This is a genomic window from Micromonospora sp. WMMC241 (assembly GCF_027460165.1).
Classification (GTDB): Bacteria; Actinomycetota; Actinomycetes; order Mycobacteriales; family Micromonosporaceae; genus Micromonospora; species Micromonospora humi.
Genome location: NZ_JAPZBF010000001.1, coordinates 3595946 through 3614196 on the forward strand (window position 1 = coordinate 3595946; position 18251 = coordinate 3614196).

The window sequence follows — 18251 nt, forward strand, 5'->3', positions numbered from 1 at the left end:
CGGTGTCTCCTTGTTTCCGTCGGGGGGTGTCAGCCGCGGGGCAGCCGCGGGATGGCCGGGATCGCCGCCGGGGCGGCCGGTTGGTCGGCGGGCGCCTCGGCCCGCAGCTCCTCGATCCGGGCCGCCAGTCCGGCCACGGTGGGGGTCTCGAAGAGGCTGCGCATCGGCAGCCGCACCCCGGTCGCCTTGCGCATCGCGGCGATCAGCTGCACGGCGACCAGGGAGTTGCCGCCGAGGGCGAAGAAGTCGTCGTCGACGCCGACGTCGGTGACGCCGAGGCCGTCGCGCCACACCTGGGCGATGGTCCGCTCCAGCTCGGTGCCGGGCGCGGCCGAGCCGCCGCCGGCGGTGGCCGGGCCGGCCGGGGCGTCGGTCTCCTCGGCCAGGCTGTCCGTGGTGACCCGGGCCGCCCGGCGCCGGATGTCGGCAACGGTGCGGGTGGCGATGACCACCTGCGCGCCGAGGCCGGCGCCGAGGCTGCGGCGGAACGCCTCCGCGCCGTCGACCGGCCGGATGTCCTCGGTGACCGCAGCCGGCGCGTCGGTGGCCTCCGCGGACTCCGCGAGGTTGCCGGTGACCGCGCCCTGGTCCACCCGACGCAGCACGAAGTCGCTGATCGAGACCAGCTCCCGGCCGTCCGGGTCGCGCAGCGACAGGTCGGCGGCGACCACCTCGTCGGTGGCCGCGGGCCGGTGCCGCAGGTGGCTGAGGAACCGCTCCGGCAGCGCCCCGCGCACCACGATCCGACCGTAGGACAGCGGCAGGTAGGTGCCGGCGCCCTGGCCGCGACCGAACGCGGTGGCCACGTCGAGCAGCGCCGGGTGCAGCCCCCAGTCGGGCAGGTCGGCCAGCGCCGCGGCGGGCGCCTGCACCCGGGCCAACTCCTCACCCTCGGCGAGGTGGTGCTCGGCCAGCGCCGCCCAGCGCGGCCCGAACGTGAGCATGCTGGTGCGACCGCGCCCGAACGAGGCGTCGTCGTCGACCCGCCGGCCGGCCACAGCGGCCGGGGCGGCCGGCGGCGCGGACTCGGTGGTCCACCCGGCCGTGCCGCGTACGTGCGTGCGCAGCCGGCCGGCGGCGAGGCTGGCCACGGTGAAGTCCACGCCCTCCTCGGTCGGGGCCAGCTCCACCCGGTACTGGGCGACGGTGCCGTCGGGCACCGAGAACGGCTCCAGGAAGACCACGTCGCGCAGCTCCACCGCGGCGTCCGGCGCCGGCGCGGGCAGCGCGGCGACCACCGCGGCGCGCACCGACTCCAGGTGGGCGGTGCCGGGCACCACCGGCACCCCGCCGATCCGGTGCTCGTCGAGCAGCCAGTGGGTGTCCGCCGCGACCAGGCCGTGCAGCACGGTGCCGTCCGGCCCGGCGACCATGGTGGTCAGCACCGGGTGGGTGACCGCGCTGGTCACGGTGTCCCGCCCGGCGGCCCGGAACGCGGCCGGCGCGGCCGTCTCCACCGCCATGCCGACCTCGGCCCAGCCGCCCCAGTTCTGCGACACCACCGGCGCCCGGAACCCGGCGCCGGAGCGGGCCAGCGCGTCCAGCACGTTGTTCGCGGCGCAGTAGTCGACCTGGCCGAAACCGCCGATCACCGCGGTGATCGACGAGCAGAGCGCCACGAAGTCCAACGGCAGGTCGCCGAAGACCTGGGCCAGCGCGAGCGTGCCGGCGAGCTTCGGCGCGAGCACCCGCTCCGCCTCGGCCCGCTCCTTCACCTCGGCCATGCCACCGCCGGGCAGGCCGGCGGCATGCACGATGCCGTCCAGCCCGCCGAAGCGGCGCTCCGCCTCGGCGCGCACCCGACGCAGGTCCGCCGCGTCGGTGACGTCGGCGGCGAGCACCAGCACCTCCGCGCCGGCGGCCTCCATCCGGCGGATCGCCGCGATGGCCCGGCCGGCCCGGTCCGCGCCGCCGTGCACCGCCAGGTGCGCGTCCCAGTCGTCGCGCTCGGGCAGGCCGGAGCGGGCCAGCAGCACCAACTTGGCGCGGGCCCGGCGGGCGAAGTCCTCGGCCAGGGTGACACCGATGCCGCCGAGACCGCCGGTGATCAGGTAGCGGCCCTCCTCGCGCAGCACGCCCGGCTCGTCCTCGGCGGCCACGGTGACCTGCTCGTAGCCGGCCACCCAACGCCGGTCGCGGCGCAGCGCCACCTCCGGGTGCTCCGGGTCGACCGGGCTGCGCAGCTCCACCGCGAGCGCGGCCACCCCGCGCGCGGCGGGGTCGGCATCGAGCAGCCGGACGGTGAGGCCAGGCAGTTCGACCGGGAGCACCCGGGCCAGGCCGGCGAGCGTGGCGTGCTCCGGCCGGACCAGGTCGTCGCCGCGCACGTCGCCGATGCCGGCGGTGACCAGGTCGAGGCGGACGCCCGCCTCGTCGGCGGTCAGGCCGGCGCCGGCCAGCGCCTGCACCAGGTGCAGCGCGCCGAAGAAGCCGCGCTCCTGGGCCGCCCAGGCGGCGGCCACGTCGGTGCCGGCCGGTTCGCCGTCGAGCGCGAACGCGTGCACGATCCGCCGGGGCAGGTCCGCGCCGAGCGCGGCGACCAGCGCCTCGGCGTCCTCCCGGGCGCCGGGGCGCAGCCGGAAGCCGGTCGCGGTGGCGGTGAACGCGGCGCCGGCGCGTACCTCGACCGGGTCGTCGCCGGCGGCGCGCAACGCGGCGACGAGCGCCTCGCCGCGCGGGCCGTCGGCCAGCACCAGGCAGCGGCCGAGCGGCTCGACCGCGCGGGCCGGCGCGGCCTGCCGCCACACCGGCACGGCGAACCACTCCGGCAGCGGGCGGGGGCCGGTCTCCACCGGCGCCGCGGCCTCCGCGCGCACCGGGTCCGGGTCGACCCAGTAGCGGCGCCGCTCGAACGGGTACGTGGGCAGCGGCACCCGCCGCGCGTCCGGGTCGACGGCCAGGTCCACCGGCACGCCGGCGCACCACAGCGCGCCGGCGGTGCCGAGCAGCGTGGCCAGGTCGCCGGTGGGCTCCCCCGACCCGGGCAGGCTGCCCAGCGGGGTGAGCGCGCGCTGCGCCTCGCCGGCCTTGGCGACCTGCATCCGGGCCAGGTTGGCCAGCTGCCGGCCGGGGCCGCACTCGACAAGCGCCCAGGTGCCCTCGGCGAGCAGGGTGGCGACGCACGCGCCGAAGCGGACCGGCCGGCGCAGGTGCGCCGCCCAGTACGCCGGGTCGGTGGCCTGCGCGTCGGTGATCCAGGTGCCGGTCACGTTGGACACGAACGGCATCGCCGGCGCGCGCAGCGGCACGCCCGCCATCAGCGCGGTGAACTCGTCGAGGATCGGATCCATCATCGGCGAGTGGAAGGCGTGCGAGGTACGCAGCAGCTTCGACTTGTTCTTGCTGCCCAGGCTCTCCGCGAACGCCTCGACCAGCGCGGTCTCGCCGGCCACCACGCAGGTGCCGGGGCCGTTCACGGTCGCCACCGACAGGCCCTCGGGCAGCCGGTCGGCCACCGCCGACTCGTCGAGCGTGACGGCCAGCATGGACCCGGCCGGCAGGGCGTGCATGAGCCGGCCCCGGGCGGCCACCACCCGCAGCGCGTCGGGGAGGCTGAGCACCCCGGCGACGGTGGCGGCCACGTACTCGCCGATGGAGTGGCCGATCATCGCGGCCGGGGTGACCCCGGCGGCGCGCCACGCGGCGGCGAGCGCGTACTCGACGGTGAACAGGGCGGGCTGGGTCCAGCGGGTCTCGGTGAGCTTCGTCGCCGCCTCCGGGTCCCGGCCGAGGATCAGGTCCCGGATGTCCAGGCCCAGGTCGGCGCGGAGCAGCTCGGCGCACTCGTCCACCGCGGCGGCGAACGTCGGGTCCTCGGCGTACAGCTCGGCGCCCATGCCGGCGTACTGCGAGCCCTGCCCGCTGAACAGGAAGGCCACCCGGGGGGCGGGCCCGTCGGCGACGCCCCGCTGCGCCCTGCGCCGGTCGCGCAGCGCGGCGGCGGCGGCCTGCGGGTCACCGGCGACCACGGCGGCGCGGTGCGGGTAGCGCTGGCGGCCGACGCGCAGCGTGTGCGCCACGTCGGCGAGCAGGTCCGGACCGCCCGCGGTGGCGCGCTCCAGGTGGTCGGCGAGGTCGCGGACCGCGGCGTCCAGCGCGGTGGGGGTCTTCGCGGACACCTGGAGCAGGTGCGCGGGGCGGACCCGCCGCTCCGACCGGTACGCGGCCGGCGCCTCCTCCAGCACGACGTGCGCGTTGGTCCCGCCGATGCCGAACGAGCTGACCCCGGCCCGGCGCGGCCCGCCGTCGGCGTCCCACTTGGTCAGCGTGTTCGCCACGTAGAACGGGGTGTCGGCGAAGTCGATGGCCGGGTTCGGCGTCTCGTAGTTGATGGTCGGCGGGATCAGCCCGTGTTCCATGGCGAGCACCGTCTTGATCACGCTGACGATGCCGGAGGGCTGGCTGAGGTGGCCGATGTTGGACTTCACCGAGCCGATGCCGCACCAGCCCCGGTCCTCGGTGTCGCGGGTGTAGACGGCGGAGAGCGCGGCGATCTCGATCGGGTCGCCGAGCGCGGTGCCGGTGCCGTGCGCCTCGACGTAGCTGATGCTGCGCGGGTCGATCCCGGCCAGCCCGACGGCCTGGGCGACGGCCTCCACCTGACCGTCGATGCTGGGTGCGGTGAAGCCGACCTTGCCGGCGCCGTCGTTGTTGATCGCGTTGCCGAGCACCACGGCGCGGATGGTGTCGCCGTCGGCGATCGCGTCGGAGAGCCGCTTGAGCAGGGTGACGCCGACGCCGCTGCCCCACACCGTGCCGTTCGCGTCGGCGTCGAACGGGCGGCACCGCCCGTCCGGCGAGGTGAAGCCGTCCATGCCGATGTATCCGGCGTGCGGCAGCTCGATGTTGACGCCGCCCGCGAGGGCCATGTCGCACTCGCCGTTGCGCAGCGCCTCGCAGGCCAGGTGGAACGCGACCAGCGAGGTGGAGCAGGCGGTGTGCACGGTGAGGCTCGGGCCGCGCAGGTCCAGCCGGTAGGACACGTTGGTGGCCACGTAGTTCGGCGAGTTGCCGGTGGCGATGGAGACCGCGCCGTGCGGGCTGCCGCCGACCCGCTTGTTGCGCAGCACGTAGCGGTTCAGGTAGGTGGTGCCGCCGGTCCCCGCGTACACGCCGACCGCGCCGTCGTAGCGGCCCGGGTCGTAGCCGGCGTCCTGCAACGCGGTGTAGCAGCTCTCCAGGAACAGCCGATGCTGCGGGTCGGTGATCTCGGCCTCGCGGGCGGTCATCCCGAACAGGCCGGCGTCGAACTCGTCGTAGCCGTCGACCAGCGGGGCCCGGTTCACCCAGCTGGGGTCGTCGACCTCGTCGGCGCTGACGCCGCGGGCGAGCTGCTCCTCGCGGGTCAGCTCGGTCGTCGACTCCACGCCGTCGACCAGGTTGCGCCAGAACTCGTCGACGTCTGCCGCGCCGGGCAGGCGGGCGGCCAGGCCGACGATGGCGATGGGTTCGATGCCGTCGTCGGCGGCGGGAATGTCGTTCTGCATGGGAGGTCGTCCTTCATTCGCACGGGGTTGCGGCATCACGGCTGGTGAGGTCGGCGGGGTGGCGGGGTACGGCGGGCGCGGCCCCGCCGGGCGGCGGCGCGCAGCGCGGCGCGGGCCAGTTCCGGCCGTTCGGCGGCGCCGTCGAGGCTGGCGGCGAGCGCGCGCACGGTCGGGTGACGGAACAGGTCGAGCATGGTGATCGAGCGGCCGGTGGCCTCGGTGAGCCGGGCGTGCACCGCGGCGAGGGCCATCGAGTGGCCGCCGATGTCGAAGAAGTTGTCGGCCACGCCGACGGTGTCCCGGCCGAGCACGTCCCGCCAGATGCCGGCGATCAGCTCCTCGGTCGGGGTGAGCGCGTCCGGCCCGGTGGGCAGCGGTGCCCGGGCCGGCTCGGCGGTGACCACTGTCATCGCGCCGAGCGCGGCCACCCGCACCGCCGGGCGGGGCAGCTCGACGGCCACCTCGCCGGCCGGCGCGTCCGGGTCGGCGGCGAGCGCGCCGACCAGGGCGGCCAGGTCGGCCAGGAGCGCGGTGATCCGGTCGCCGTCGAACAGGTCCGGGTTGTGCACCACCTCGACGCCGGCGCGGCCGTCGCGCTCCACCACGTAGACCGTGAGGTCGAACGGCGACCCCGGTTTCGGCACCGGCACCGCCTCGACGGCGAGGTCGGCCAGGCTCAGCCGGGGCGGGACGAAGTTGAGCACGTTGAACAGCACCTGCACCAACGGGGCGCGGGAGGTGTCCCGGCCGACGCCGAGCGCCTCCACGATGCGCTCCAGCGGCGCGCCCGGGTGCGCGGTCACCTCGTGCAGCTCGGCGGCGCACCTGTCGACCTGCTCGGCGAAGCTGCCGCCGGCGCGCACCCGCACCGGCACGGCGTCGATGAAGAAGCCGATCACCTCGTCGAACGCGGCGAGGCGCCGGTCGGCGACGATCGCGCCGAGCACGTGGTCGTCACCGCCGGTGAGCCGGCGCAGCAGCTCACCGAAGCCGGCCAGCAGCACGGCCGCGACCGTGGTGCCGCGGCGGGCGGCCAGGTCACGCACCGCCCGGTCGGCCGACTCGTCCAGCGCGACCGCGGCCTCCGCGCCGGCGTACGTCTGCACGGCCGGGCGGGGCCGGTCGCGGGGCAGCTCCAGCACGGTCGGCGCGCCGGCCAGGTGCCCGGTCCACCAGGCCAGGTCGGCCTCGCCCCGCCGACGGTCGCGGTCCTCCCGCCACACCGCGTAGTCGGCGTACGTGGCGGGCAGCGGCGGGCGGCCCGGCGTCGGCCGGCCGAGCACCCGGTCGTACGCGGTCGCCAGCTCGTCGTAGAGCAACGCCTCGGACCAGCCGTCGAAGACCGCGTGGTGCACGGTCACCGCGAGCACGTGTTCCTCGGCCGCGAGCCGGTAGACGGTCACCTGCCAGGGCGGGCCGGTGGCCAGGTCGAACGCGTGCCCCGCGCCGGCCGCGAGCATGGCTGCCAGCTCCGCGTCCGGGGCGGCGGAGGCGGTCAGGTCGACCACCGGCACCGCGACGTCGGTCGGTTCCTCGCGCACCGCGTAGGGCACGCCGCCCTGCTGGGCGATGCGCCAGCGCAGCACGTCGTGCCGTTCCGCCACCACGCGCAGCGCGGCGCCGAGCGCGGCGACGTCGAGCGGCCCGCGCAGCCGGTGCGCGACAGCGATGTTGTAGGGCGCGCTGGACGGCGCGAGCTGGTCCATGAACCACAGCCGCCGCTGCGGCGGGGAGAGCGTGGGCGGGTTGCCGGTGGTCAGGCCGTCGCCGCCGGCCGGGTCGGCGGCGCGGACCCGGTCCACGAGCGCGGCGAACGTGCGGTCGGTGAACAGCACCCGAGTGTCCACCTGCCGGCCCGTCTCCGCGCGCAGCGCGGCGACCAGCCGCATCGCGGCGATCGAGTTGCCGCCGGCGGCGAGGAAGTCGCTGTCCGGCGCGGGCGCGACGCCGAGCAGCCTGGTCCACAGTCGCCGGACCGCACGCTCCACCTCGTCGCCGCCCTCGGGCCTGTCGTGCGACGGCGCGGCGGCCGTGGCCAGCTCGCGCAGCGCCGGCCGGTCCAGCTTCCCGGTGGTCGGGCTGACCGGCAACGCGGCCAGCCGCACCGTCCGGGCCGGCAGCATCGCGGCGGTCAGCCGCTGCTCGGCGTACGCCCGCAGCACGTCGTCGTCCGGCGCGGCGGCCGGGGTGAGGAACGCGACGAGCTCGGTGCCGGCCGGGCCGGGCACCGCCTCCACGGCGACCCGCTCGATGCCCGGGTGGGCGGCCAGCACCGCCTCGATCTCGCCGAGCTCGATCCGCTGGCCGCGCACCTTGACCTGCCGGTCGGCCCGGCCCAGGTAGACGATCCGGCCGTCCGGCGCCTGCCGGACCAGGTCGCCGGTGCGGTAGAGCCGCCCGCCCGGGACGTCGCCGAACTCGTCGGGCACGAACCGCTCGGCGGTCAACGCGGGCCGGTTGAGATAGCCGTCGGCCAGGCCCGGCCCGCCGATCAGCAGCTCGCCGGTCTCCCCCGGCGGCACCGGCCGCAGCTGGGCGTCGACCACGTAGGCGCGGTGGTTGGGCAGCGGGCGGCCGATCGGCACCGGGTCGGCGTCGGCCGGGGTGAGGTCGCCGCCGACCGCCAGCACGGTGGTCTCCGTGGGCCCGTAACCGTTGAGGAACCGCCGCCCGGGAGCCCAGCGGGCGACCAACTCGGCCGGGACCGCCTCGCCGCCGCAGAGCAGCACCCGCCACGACGGCGCGTCCGCCGGATCGAGCAGGGCGAGCACGGTCGGCGTGACGAAGCCCCAGGTCACCTCGTGCGCGGCGACGAACCGGGCCAGCCGCGCCGGGTCGGACCGGTCGTCGGCGCCGAGCAGTTGCACCGCACCGCCGAGGGTCAGCGGCACGAACAGGTCCATGGTGGCCGCGTCGAACCCGAGCGAGGCGATGCCGAGGCTGCGCACCGACGCGTCCGCGCCGGTCAGCGCGGTGACCCCGGTGACGAACTCGACAGCGTTGCGGTGGGTGGTGAGCACGCCCTTGGGGCGGCCGGTGGAGCCGGAGGTGAACAGCACGTACGCCGGGTCGCCGGGGCGGGCCGGGCAGGGCGCGAGCGGGGCCGGGCCGGGCAGGCCCAGCGCCTCGACGCCCGGTTCGTCGCCGAACTCGGCCGCCGCCGCGTCACCGACCACCACCCGCACGCCCGCGTCCCGGGCGATCTCGCGCAACCGGTCCCGCGGGCCGCCCGGCTCCAGCGGCACGTAGGCGGCGCCGGCCAGCAGCACACCGACCACGGTCACCACCAGGTCCGGGGTGCGGGCCCCGCACACGCCGACCCGGTCGCCCCGGCCGACACCGTGCGCGCGAAGCGCGGCGGCCACCCCGGCGGCCCGCTCGACGAGTTGCCGGTAGGTGAGCCGGGTGTCCCACTGGCGTACCGCCACCGCGTCCGGCACCCGGGCGGCCCGGTCGGTGATCAGGTCGGCGAGGGTCGCGTCCGGCCAGGGCAGGTCCGCCCCGAAGGCGGCGCTGACGGTCAGGGTGTCGGTCACCGGTGTGCTCCCAGGTGCTCGGCCGGATCGGTGATCTGGAGGCGGAGTTCACTGACGTAGCCACGGCCCCGGGCGTCGGGCACCCAGGCCTCGGCGGGGGCGGGCAGCAGCTCGGAGACCACCACCGGCACGTCCGCGCCGGTGCGCAGCGCGGCGTCCACCATGGCGCACAGCGACTGCGCGTACAGCGGACCGGTCAGGTCCACGTAACAGGGTTTGATCTCGGTGCCCACCTTGACGAACACCCGCTCGGGCAGGCCGGTGGCCGCCCGCCAGCGACGCACCGCCAGATAGCGGGCGCTCTCGTCGGGGTGGCCGCCCAGCCCGCACTCCCCGGCCGTGGTGCGCCAGGTGCGCCGGGCCACCACAAGCCGGTCGATGGTGATCCGGGGCGTGTGCGGCGCGGCGCCGAACAGCTTGAACGCGTCCAGCAGCAGCGAGCCGAGCAGGGTGGCGAAGACCTCCATCAGGGGCCAGCGGGCCCCGTCCGGGAAGACCGCGGTGAGCCGGTCGCCGTCCCGTTCCACCACCACCGCGGTGGCCGGGACCAACCGGTCCACGTCGGCGCCGTGCGCGGTGTCGATGCCGAGCTGGCGGTCCGCCGGGCCGGTCAGCGCGTACGTGGTGCGGGTGGTCCGCCGGGGGAAGCTGTCCGGCCAGAGCACCCGCAGCCGCACCGGGCCGAGGTCGGCGTCGAGGTCGGCGCGCAGCGCGGCCGGGTCGCTGTGGAACGGGCTGAGCACCGCGCTGTCGAACGCCACCGAGGCGGGGTGCAGCTCACCGAGCACGAGCAGGAACTCGCCCCGCTCGACCGCCTCCGGGGACGCGGCGCCGAGCTGCACGTCCGGATTGTGCAGCCGGGCCGACGGCCAGCCGGGGCCGTCGGCCGGGAACAGTTCCCGCACCCGCTGCGCCAGGTCCGCCGCGCGCACCCGCAGCTCCGCCTGCCCGGCGGGCAGGTCACGCAGGCCGAACAGCTCGGCCCACCGCTCGGTCAGCGCCGTCCCGGCCCGGCCGATCGGGCCGTCCGGGGCGATCAGCGTGCCCTGGGCCAGCAGCCACAGGTCGGCCAGCCGCACCGGCTCGCCGCCGGCGGCCAACTCCTCGTGCAGCTCGGTGAAGAGGACGCCGCAGCGCTCGGCCACCTGCCCGGTGAACCAGCGGGCGGTGCGCAGCACCACCGCGAGGGGTTCGGCGAGCGCGTCGGTGACCGCCGAGCCGATCCGGAACTCCAGGTCCCGGGCGGTCTCCTCGTAGCAGACCGTGCGGGCCGCGTACATCTGCCCGCTGTTGCGGGTGGCCGGGCGCCCGGTGACCGCGGTGAACTCCGCGTTGAGCGCGGCGAGCGCGGCGCCGAGCCGGCCCGGGTCGCCGGCCGCCGCCGCCACCTCGTCGCGGGCGGCCCGCAGCCGGTCGAACTCCGCCGCGGTCGCGGCGCGGACCGGCTCGTCGCCGATGGCGGCGATCCGCGCGGCGAGCACCTCCTCGGCGTCCGGGGCGATCGGCAGGTTCGCGCCCCAGTTCAGCTGGCCGCGCTCGACCCACCGGTCGAGCAGCAGGTAGACGTCGTCCGCGCCGTGCACCGCTCCCTCGGCGCACAGCCGCTCGGCCAGCTCCCGCGCCGGGGTGCGCCCGTCGCAGTCGGCGAGCAGCCGGGCCTCCACCGGGGTCAGCGCGATCGGCGGGTGCAGCGGCCAGCGCAGCTCCCGACCGGCGACGGTCAGGTGCGGTTGCAGCGCCGGCGCCCACCAACGGCGCACCGCCAGGTCGTCGGCGAGCCGGTCGGCGTATGCGATCAGCGCCCACGCCTCGAAGAACACCCGGCGGCGGTGCACCAGCGTCGCGCCGGGCGCGGTCCGCACGCCGCGCACCGTCGGGTCGAACGTGCCCCAGCAGACCGGGCCGAAGAAGCCGATCGTCTCGGCCTTGCCGCAGTAGCGTTGCCAGTAGCGCAGCAGGCTCAGCTCCCGCTTGCGCCGGCGCACGTTGCGCACCAGCGGATCGGTGCGCAGCAGGCCGTCCAGCGCGATCAGCATGTCCGGGTTCTGCCAGGTGACCGCCTCGCGCAGCAGCGGGTCGGCGGCCAGCTCACCGGCCACTGCCGACGACTCGGCGAACGCCTCGCGCAGCGTCTTGTCGAACACCTCGACGGTGCCGGCGCCCGCCAGCAGCCCGTCGGCGGCGGCCGCGCACTCCGGCGCGGCGAACCGGTCCAGCCCGGCGGCCGGGAACCCGGCGGTACGCAGGACCACGTCCCGCCACACCGACCAGCCCGTCTCGCCCAGGGGCACCAGGTGGCTCACCGCGCGTCCTCCCGTCCGGCGTCGGTGATGTGCAGGCGCAGCTCGCTGAAGTAGCGCCGGCCCGCGCCGTCGGGCACCCAGGCCTGGTCCGGGGCGGGCAGCATCTCGCTGACCGTGAGCGGGACCGCGTCGCCGCCGTCGACGCGCGCGGCCCGCACCAGCGCGCAGAGCATGGCGGCGAACCCGGGCGCCGACAGGTCGACGAAGCAGGGCTTGGTCTCGGTGCCGAGCTTGACGTAGACCTGCTCGGGCAGGCCGAGCCGGCGTCGCCAGTCCCGCACGGCGAGGAACCGCTGCCGCTCACCGGTGGCGGTGGCCAGGCCACTCTCCCCCACCGTGGTACGCCAGGTCTGCCGGGCCACCACCAGCCGGTCCACCGTGATCCGGGGCGTGTACGGCGCGGCGGCGACCAGCTTGAAGCCGTCCACCGCGTGCGCGCTGAACGCCTCGGCGAAGATCTCGGCGAGCGGCCAGCGCTGCCCGTCCGACGCGGTGGCGACCATCTCGCCGTCGGTCTCGTCGACGGTGAGGTCCACGGTGGGCAGCACCCGGGCCGGGTCGGCGCCCGGCGCGTCGAGGAAGGCCAGTTGCCTGTCGGTCGGGCCGGTCAGCGACTCCGCCGTGCGGCTGGTCCGGCGCGGCCAGTCGGCCGGGAAGAGCAGCCGGATCCGCCGCTCGCCCAGGTCGGCGGCGAGCGCGTCGCGCAGCCGCTCCACGTCCGGGTGCGACGGGGTGAAGACCGCGCAGTCGAACGACGACCAGGCGGCGTGCAGCTCGCCGAGCACCACGGTGTAGTCCCCGCGCCGCAGCGCCGCCTCGTCGGTGGCGCAGATCTGCAGGTCGGGGCTGTGCATGGCGGCGTTGGACCAGGTCGGCCGGGTGCCCGGGAAGACCGCGTCGATCCGCTCGGTCAGGTCGGCCGCGCGCAGCTCGACAGCGGTGGCGCCGACGGGCAGCGTGTCCAGGCCGAACAGCCCGGCCCAGCGGGCCGCGAAGTCGGCCGCGACCGCGTCGACCGGTCGCTCGCCGCCGCCCCAGAACATGCCCTGCGCCAGGAACCACAGGTCGGCCAGTGCGACCGGGCCGGCGGACTCGGCGCGCAGCTCGTCGTGGAGGCCGCGCAGCACGCCGAGGTAGGCGTCGGCGAGCGCGTTGGCCAGCCAGCGGGCGGCGCGCAGCAGCACGTCCAGCGGGGCGGCCAGCTCGGCCAGCAGCGGGGCGCCGAAGACCACGTCGAGGTCGCGCGCGGTGTCCTCATAGCAGATGGTGCGGCCGGCGTACATCTGGCCGGCGCGGCGCGCTGCGGGCGCGCCGGTCAGCTCCGTGAACGTGGCGTCGAGGGCGTCCAGCGCGGCCCGCAGCGGCACCGGGTCGCCGGCCGCCGCGGCCACCTCGTCGCGGGCGGCGCGCAGCCGGTCGAAGCCGGCCCGGGCGGCGGCGCGGGCCGGCTCGTCGCCGATCGCGGCGATCCGCTCGGCCAGCACCCGCTCGGCGTCCGGGCTCACCGGCAGCGCCGCGCCCCAGGTGATCAACTCCCGTTCCACCAGCCGGTCCAGCAGCGCGTAGCCGTCCTCCGGCCGGCGCAGCCCGATCGCCGGGTCGGCCACCAGGTCGGCGGCGGGGCGGCGACCGTCGGCGGCGTGCAGCAGCGCGGCCTCCACCGGAGTCAGGGTCAGTGGTGGGCGGCCGGGCCGCAGCACGGCCCGGTCCCGGATCGCCAGGTGGGGCCGCAGCGCCGGCGGCCACCAGCGGCGGACCGCCAGGTCCGCGCCGATCCGGTCGGCGTACGCGGTCAGCGCCCACGACTCGAACCACACCCAGCGCCGCCGGGTCAGCCGGTCACCAGGGTTGACCCGGGCAACCTCCGGCTCGTCCGGGTCGACGGTGACCCAGCAGGCCGGGCCGAAGAAGCCGACCGTCTCGTTCTTGCCGCCGTAGCGCTGCCAGTACTTGAGCAGCGCCCGTTCCCGGTCCCGCCGGCGCACGTTGCGGGGCGCGTCGGCGCCGCCGCGCACCAGCCCGTCCAGCGCGACCAGGGCGCCCCGGTTCTGCCAGGTCACCGCCTCGCGCAGCAGCGGGTCGGCGGCCAGCGCGGTGAGCCGCTCGGCACCGGCGCGCACCGCCTCGTCGAACTCCTTGTCGAAGCGGTCCTCGCCGGTGCCGGTGTCGAGCAGCTCGTCGGCGGCCGCCGCGGCCCGCGGCGCGCTCAGCAGTTCCAGCCCGTCGGCGGGGAAGCCGGTGGTCCGCAGCATCGCGTCGCGCCACACCGACCAGTCGGTGTTCCCGAGCGGCACCCGGTGCGCACCGCCGGCGGTCCCGCGGCCGGCGGCGCGCACCGGTGCCGACCCCGCGTCCGGCATCGCGGCGCGGGTGGTCGGGGTGCCGGGCGCGGCGCCCGGCGTCGTCGCGCTGCCCGGCGTCGTCGCGGCGGCCAGGTCCGCCCCGATCAGCGCGGCCAGCTCGGGAAGCCGGTCGTGCAGGAAGAAGTGCCCACCGGCCAGCTCGTGCAGGGTGAACCCGGCGGCCGTGTGCTCCGCCCAGGCCGCGTTCTGCTCCCGGGTGACCGCCCCGTCGTGGTCACCGGCGAACGCGACGATCGGCACCGGCAGCGGCTCGCCGGGGACGTAGCGGTAGTCGTCCACCCGGCCGAAGTCGGCCCGCAGCAGCGGCAGCAGCAGCTCCACCAGCTCCGGGTGCTCCAGCAGCTCGGCCGGGAGGCCGCCGCCGTCGCCGAGGCGGCGCAGCAGCTCCTCGTCGTCGGCCCGGGACAACCCGTCGAAGAGCCCCGGCGCGGCGACGTGCGGGGCGCGGGCGCCGCCGACGTAGAGCCGCAACGGCAGCGGCCGGCCGGTACGGCGCAGCTCCCGCACCACCTCGAAGCCGAGGCGACCGCCCATCGAGTGGCCGTAGATCGCGTACGGGCGGTCGGCCCGGGAGGCGATGGCGTCGGCGACGTCGGCGACGGAGAAGCGCGGGTCCTCGGTGATCCGGTTCTCCCGGCCGGGCAGCTGCACGGGCAGCACCTCGACGCCCGGGTCGAACGCGGCCGGCCAGCGCCGGAACGCGCTGGCGCCCGCGCCGGCGTAGGGCAGGCAGAACAACCGCACCGGCGCCTCGGGTCGGCTTCCGGTGGAGACGAACCAGTTCACCGCGGGCCTCTCTGCACGGGGTCGATCCAGTGCCGGCGGCGCTGGAACGGGTAGGTGGGCAGCCCGGTGCGCCGGACGGCGCCCTCGGGGTGCAGGGCGTCCCAGTCGACGTCGCGCCCGGCCACCCAGTCGGCGGCCAGCTCGCGCAACGGCCCGGCGTCGCCGGCCGTCCGGGCGTCGGTGTCGAGCAGCACGTCCAGCGCGGACAGCGCGGCGGGCAGGTCGGCGGCGACCACGGCCGCCCGGTGGGCGAACGGCCGCCGCCCGAGCGCCAGCGTGGCGGCCACCTCGGGCAGTGCCGGCGCGGCGCCGGCCAGGTGGGCCCGCAGCCGGGCCAGCGCCGCCCGCAACGCCACCGGGGTACGCGCGGAGACCGGCAGCAGCCACGGCCCGTCCCCGGGCGGGTCGGCCGGCTCGACCGGCGGCGGCTGCTCCACCACCACGTGGGCGTTGGTGCCGCCGAGGCCGAACGCGCTCACCCCGGCGACCCGGCGCCCGCCGTCCGGCCAGTCCCGGGCCTTGGTGGGCACGTAGAACGGGCCGGCGGCCAGGTCGATCTCCGGGTGCGGGCGGGTGAAGTGCAGGTTCGGCGGGATCACGCCGTGGCGCACGGCGAGCACCGTCTTGATCAGCCCGGCGATGCCGGCGGCGGCGTCGAGGTGGCCGATGTTGGTCTTCACCGAGCCGAGCGCGCAGGTGCCGGCCGGCGCGGCGCCGGCGTACACCTCGTGCAGCGCGGCCACCTCGATGGCGTCGCCGAGCGGGGTGCCGCTGCCGTGCCCCTCGACGAGGCGGACCTCGCCGGGGGCGACCTCGGCGGTGGCGAGCGCGTTGGCCACGGCGGCGGCCTGCCCGGCCGGGCCGGGCACGGCGAACCCGGCCCGGTCCGGGCCGTCGTTGGTGACCGCCCAGCCGGGCAGGATCGCGTAGATCCGGTCACCGTCGGCCTGCGCGTCGGCCAGCCGGCGCAGCGCGACCACGCCGGCGCCGGAGCCGAATCCGGAGCCGTCGGCGGCCTCGTCGAAGGCGCGGCACCGGCCGTCGGGCGAGGCGAGGCCGCCGGGGGTGGCCCGCTGCCGCGGCCAGGTGACCGTGGCGCCGCCGGCCAACGCGAGGTCGCACTGGTAGTCGGCGAGGCTCTGCGCGGCCAGGCAGACCGCCACCAGCGAGCTGGAGCAGGCGCTCTGCACGGCCAGCGCCGGCCCGGTCAGGCCGAGCCGGTACGCCACCTGGCCGGGCAGATGGTCGGTGAACTGCCGGCCGACCAGCCGCGCCTCCCAGTCGTCCGGGTCGACGTCGCCGACCACCGCCGGGTTGTCCATCAGGTGGAACAGGAAGTAGCGGTTGGCGGAGGTGGCGGAGTAGACGCCGACCAGTCCCGGGAAGCGGCGCGGGTCGTGCCCGGCGTCCTCCAGCGCCTCCCACGCGGTCTCCAGGAAGATCCGGTGCTGGGGATCGGTGCGGGCGGCCTCGTCGGCGCCGAACGAGAAGAACTCGGCGTCGAAGTCGGTCACCCCGTCGAGCCGGCCGGTGGCGCGGACGTGCCGGGGGTCGGCGCGCAGCCGTGGCCCGACGCCGAGCGCGGCCAACTCGTCGTCGGTGTGGTCGTGGATCGAGTCCACGCCGGTGCAGAGGTTCCACCAGAACGTTGCCACGTCGGGCGCGCCGGGGAAGCGGCCGGCGACGCCGACCACGGCGATCTCGTCGCCGGTGTAGTCGCGCGCGGCGCTGACCGGGGCGGCCGGCGCGGGCAGCAGCGGGGCGCGGACCGCGTCGGGCGGGGCGTCGAGCAGGGCCGCCTGGGCGGCGACGGTGGGGTGGTCGAACAGGCGCAGCATCGGCAGCCGGACGCCGAACCGCTCGGCGATCCGTTGCTGCACCCGGCCCAGCAGCAGCGACTGCCCGCCCACGTCGAAGAAGCTGTCGGTGCGGCCGACCGCGGGGCGGCCGAGCACGGCGCACCAGATGTCGTGCACGGCGCGTTCGGTCTCGGTGGCCGGCGCCGCCTCGGCGGGCACCTCGGCGGCCGGGTCGGGCAGCGCCCGCTCGTCGACCTTCCCGCTGACGGTGAGCGGGAACTCGTCGACCACGACCACCGCGCGGGGCACGGCGTAGTCGGGCAGGGCGGCGGCCAGCGCCGCCCGCAACGCGGCCGGGTCGGGGCGGACGCCGGTCGGCCGGACGTACGCCAGCAGCTCGCCGTCGCGGGCGATGGCGCGGACGCCGGCCACGCCGGGCCGGTCGGCGAGCACGGCCTCGATCTCGGTCAGCTCCACCCGGTGCCCGCGCACCTTGACCTGCCGGTCGAGCCTGCCCAGGCAGACCAGTTCTCCCCCGGGCAGGCGCCGGCCGAGGTCGCCGGTGCGGTACGACCGCACGCCGCCCTCGCCGACGGCGAAGCGGTCGCTGTCCTGGTTGAGGTAGCCGGGCGCGAGGTGCCGGCTGCGGACCACGATCTCGGCGGTGTCCGGGTCGAGGTCGAGCCGGTAACCGGGGAACGCGGTGCCGACCGGCAGCGGCCCGACGGCGGTCGGGTCCACCTCGGACAGCGGCAGCAGGTGCCGGGCCGCGAACGTCATCTCGGTCGCCCCGTAGCCGTTGACCAGCACGCAGTCGGGGGCGAACCGGTCCCGGCCGCGCGCGGCGTCGGCCCAGGTGGCCTGCTCGCCGCCGAGCAGCACCGCGCGTACCGAGGCCAGCCGGCGCTCGCCGAGCGTGTCGAGCAGGAACCGGTAGACGGTGGGGGTGCAGTGCAGCACGGTGGTCCGGTGCCGGTCGAGCTGCTCGACCGCGTACGCCAGGCCCTGCCTGCGCAGGTCGACCGGGACGACCGCGGCGCCGGTGAGCAGCGCCGGGTAGAGGTCGGGGATGGCGGCGTCGAAGCTGAACGAGGCGAGCAGGCTGAGCCGGTCGGCCGGGCCGACGGCGAGCGCCTCGATCTGGTTGTCGACCACGTGGGCCAGGTTGCGGTGGGTCTGCCCGACCGCCTTGGGCACGCCGGTGGAGCCGGAGGTGAACAGCACGTACGCCGGCGCGTCCGGGTCGACCGGGACCGGTCGCAGCGGGGCCGGGGGCACGTCGTCCAGCGGCACCACGGCACGCCCGTCGGCCAGCTCACGGGCCAGCTCCCGGTGCTCGGCGGCGCACGCCACGGCGGTGACCCCGGCGGCGGCGACCATGTGCCGCAGTCGGGCGACCGGGAAGCCCGGGTCCAGCGGCACGTAGGCGCACCCGGCGGCCAGCGTGCCGAGCAGCGCGGCGACGGTCGGCGCGCCGTGCGTGGTGAGCAGCGCGATGCGGTCGCCCGGCCGGAGACCGGCGGCGACGAGCACGGCCGCGTTCCCGCCGGCCGCACCGGCCAGCTCGGCGTAACCGACCTCGTGGGTCTCACCGAGAAGCGCCGGACGGCCACCGTGGACCGCTGCGACCGCGCCGAAACGATTGATGATCATCGTCTCTGCCATATCAGGATGCGGGTTGCGCTCCACTGACGGCAGGCACGCAGCAATCGACGAATGTGACCATTGATCCCCCCCAGGACTTCACATTGGAAGCAGAATAAAGCTCAATCTCTCGACCGGAAGAGCATCGATGCGGGTTGAGCCGAAGGTGGGAGGGCACGTGGTACCCGGGACGGAGGATTTCGTCCGATCATCCCTCTAGCGCGTAGACGATTTTCAGCGTAGGCGGCTACTGGCGAGTTATTTTACGGTGAAAATACTTCCGAGCCGTCAAATTTTCGCTCGACGGGCCCTGCTGGGCAGCTCAACCCGGGTC

Annotated in this window: 5 protein-coding genes; all 5 read right to left on the reverse strand. The window is 76.6% G+C overall.

The window, feature by feature from the left end; translation table 11 throughout:
* Nucleotides 1-29 precede the first annotated feature (29 nt).
* The 5 genes from O7598_RS16730 to O7598_RS16750 are packed head-to-tail and all read right to left on the reverse strand — an operon-like array spanning nucleotide 30 to nucleotide 17926.
* Complete coding sequence (locus O7598_RS16730) at nucleotides 30-5486, reverse strand: type I polyketide synthase (RefSeq protein WP_269692260.1); 5457 nt, start codon at nucleotides 5484-5486, stop codon at nucleotides 30-32.
* A gap of 35 nt (nucleotides 5487-5521) precedes the next feature.
* A complete protein-coding gene (locus tag O7598_RS16735) occupies nucleotides 5522-9022 on the reverse strand; it encodes an amino acid adenylation domain-containing protein (RefSeq protein ID WP_269692261.1) in 3501 nt (1166 codons plus the stop codon).
* Nucleotides 9019-11325, reverse strand: a complete 2307-nt coding sequence (locus O7598_RS16740; RefSeq protein WP_269692262.1) for a lantibiotic dehydratase — start codon at nucleotides 11323-11325, stop codon at nucleotides 9019-9021. Before O7598_RS16740 ends, O7598_RS16735 begins: the two co-directional genes overlap by 4 nt.
* Nucleotides 11322-14474, reverse strand: a complete 3153-nt coding sequence (locus tag O7598_RS16745; protein ID WP_269692263.1) for a thioesterase domain-containing protein — start codon at nucleotides 14472-14474, stop codon at nucleotides 11322-11324. Before O7598_RS16745 ends, O7598_RS16740 begins: the two co-directional genes overlap by 4 nt.
* A complete protein-coding gene (locus O7598_RS16750) occupies nucleotides 14471-17926 on the reverse strand; it encodes an AMP-binding protein (RefSeq protein ID WP_269692264.1) in 3456 nt (1151 codons plus the stop codon). The genes O7598_RS16745 and O7598_RS16750 overlap by 4 nt, the downstream gene beginning before the upstream one ends.
* Between the last annotated feature and the right edge of the window lie 325 nt (nucleotides 17927-18251).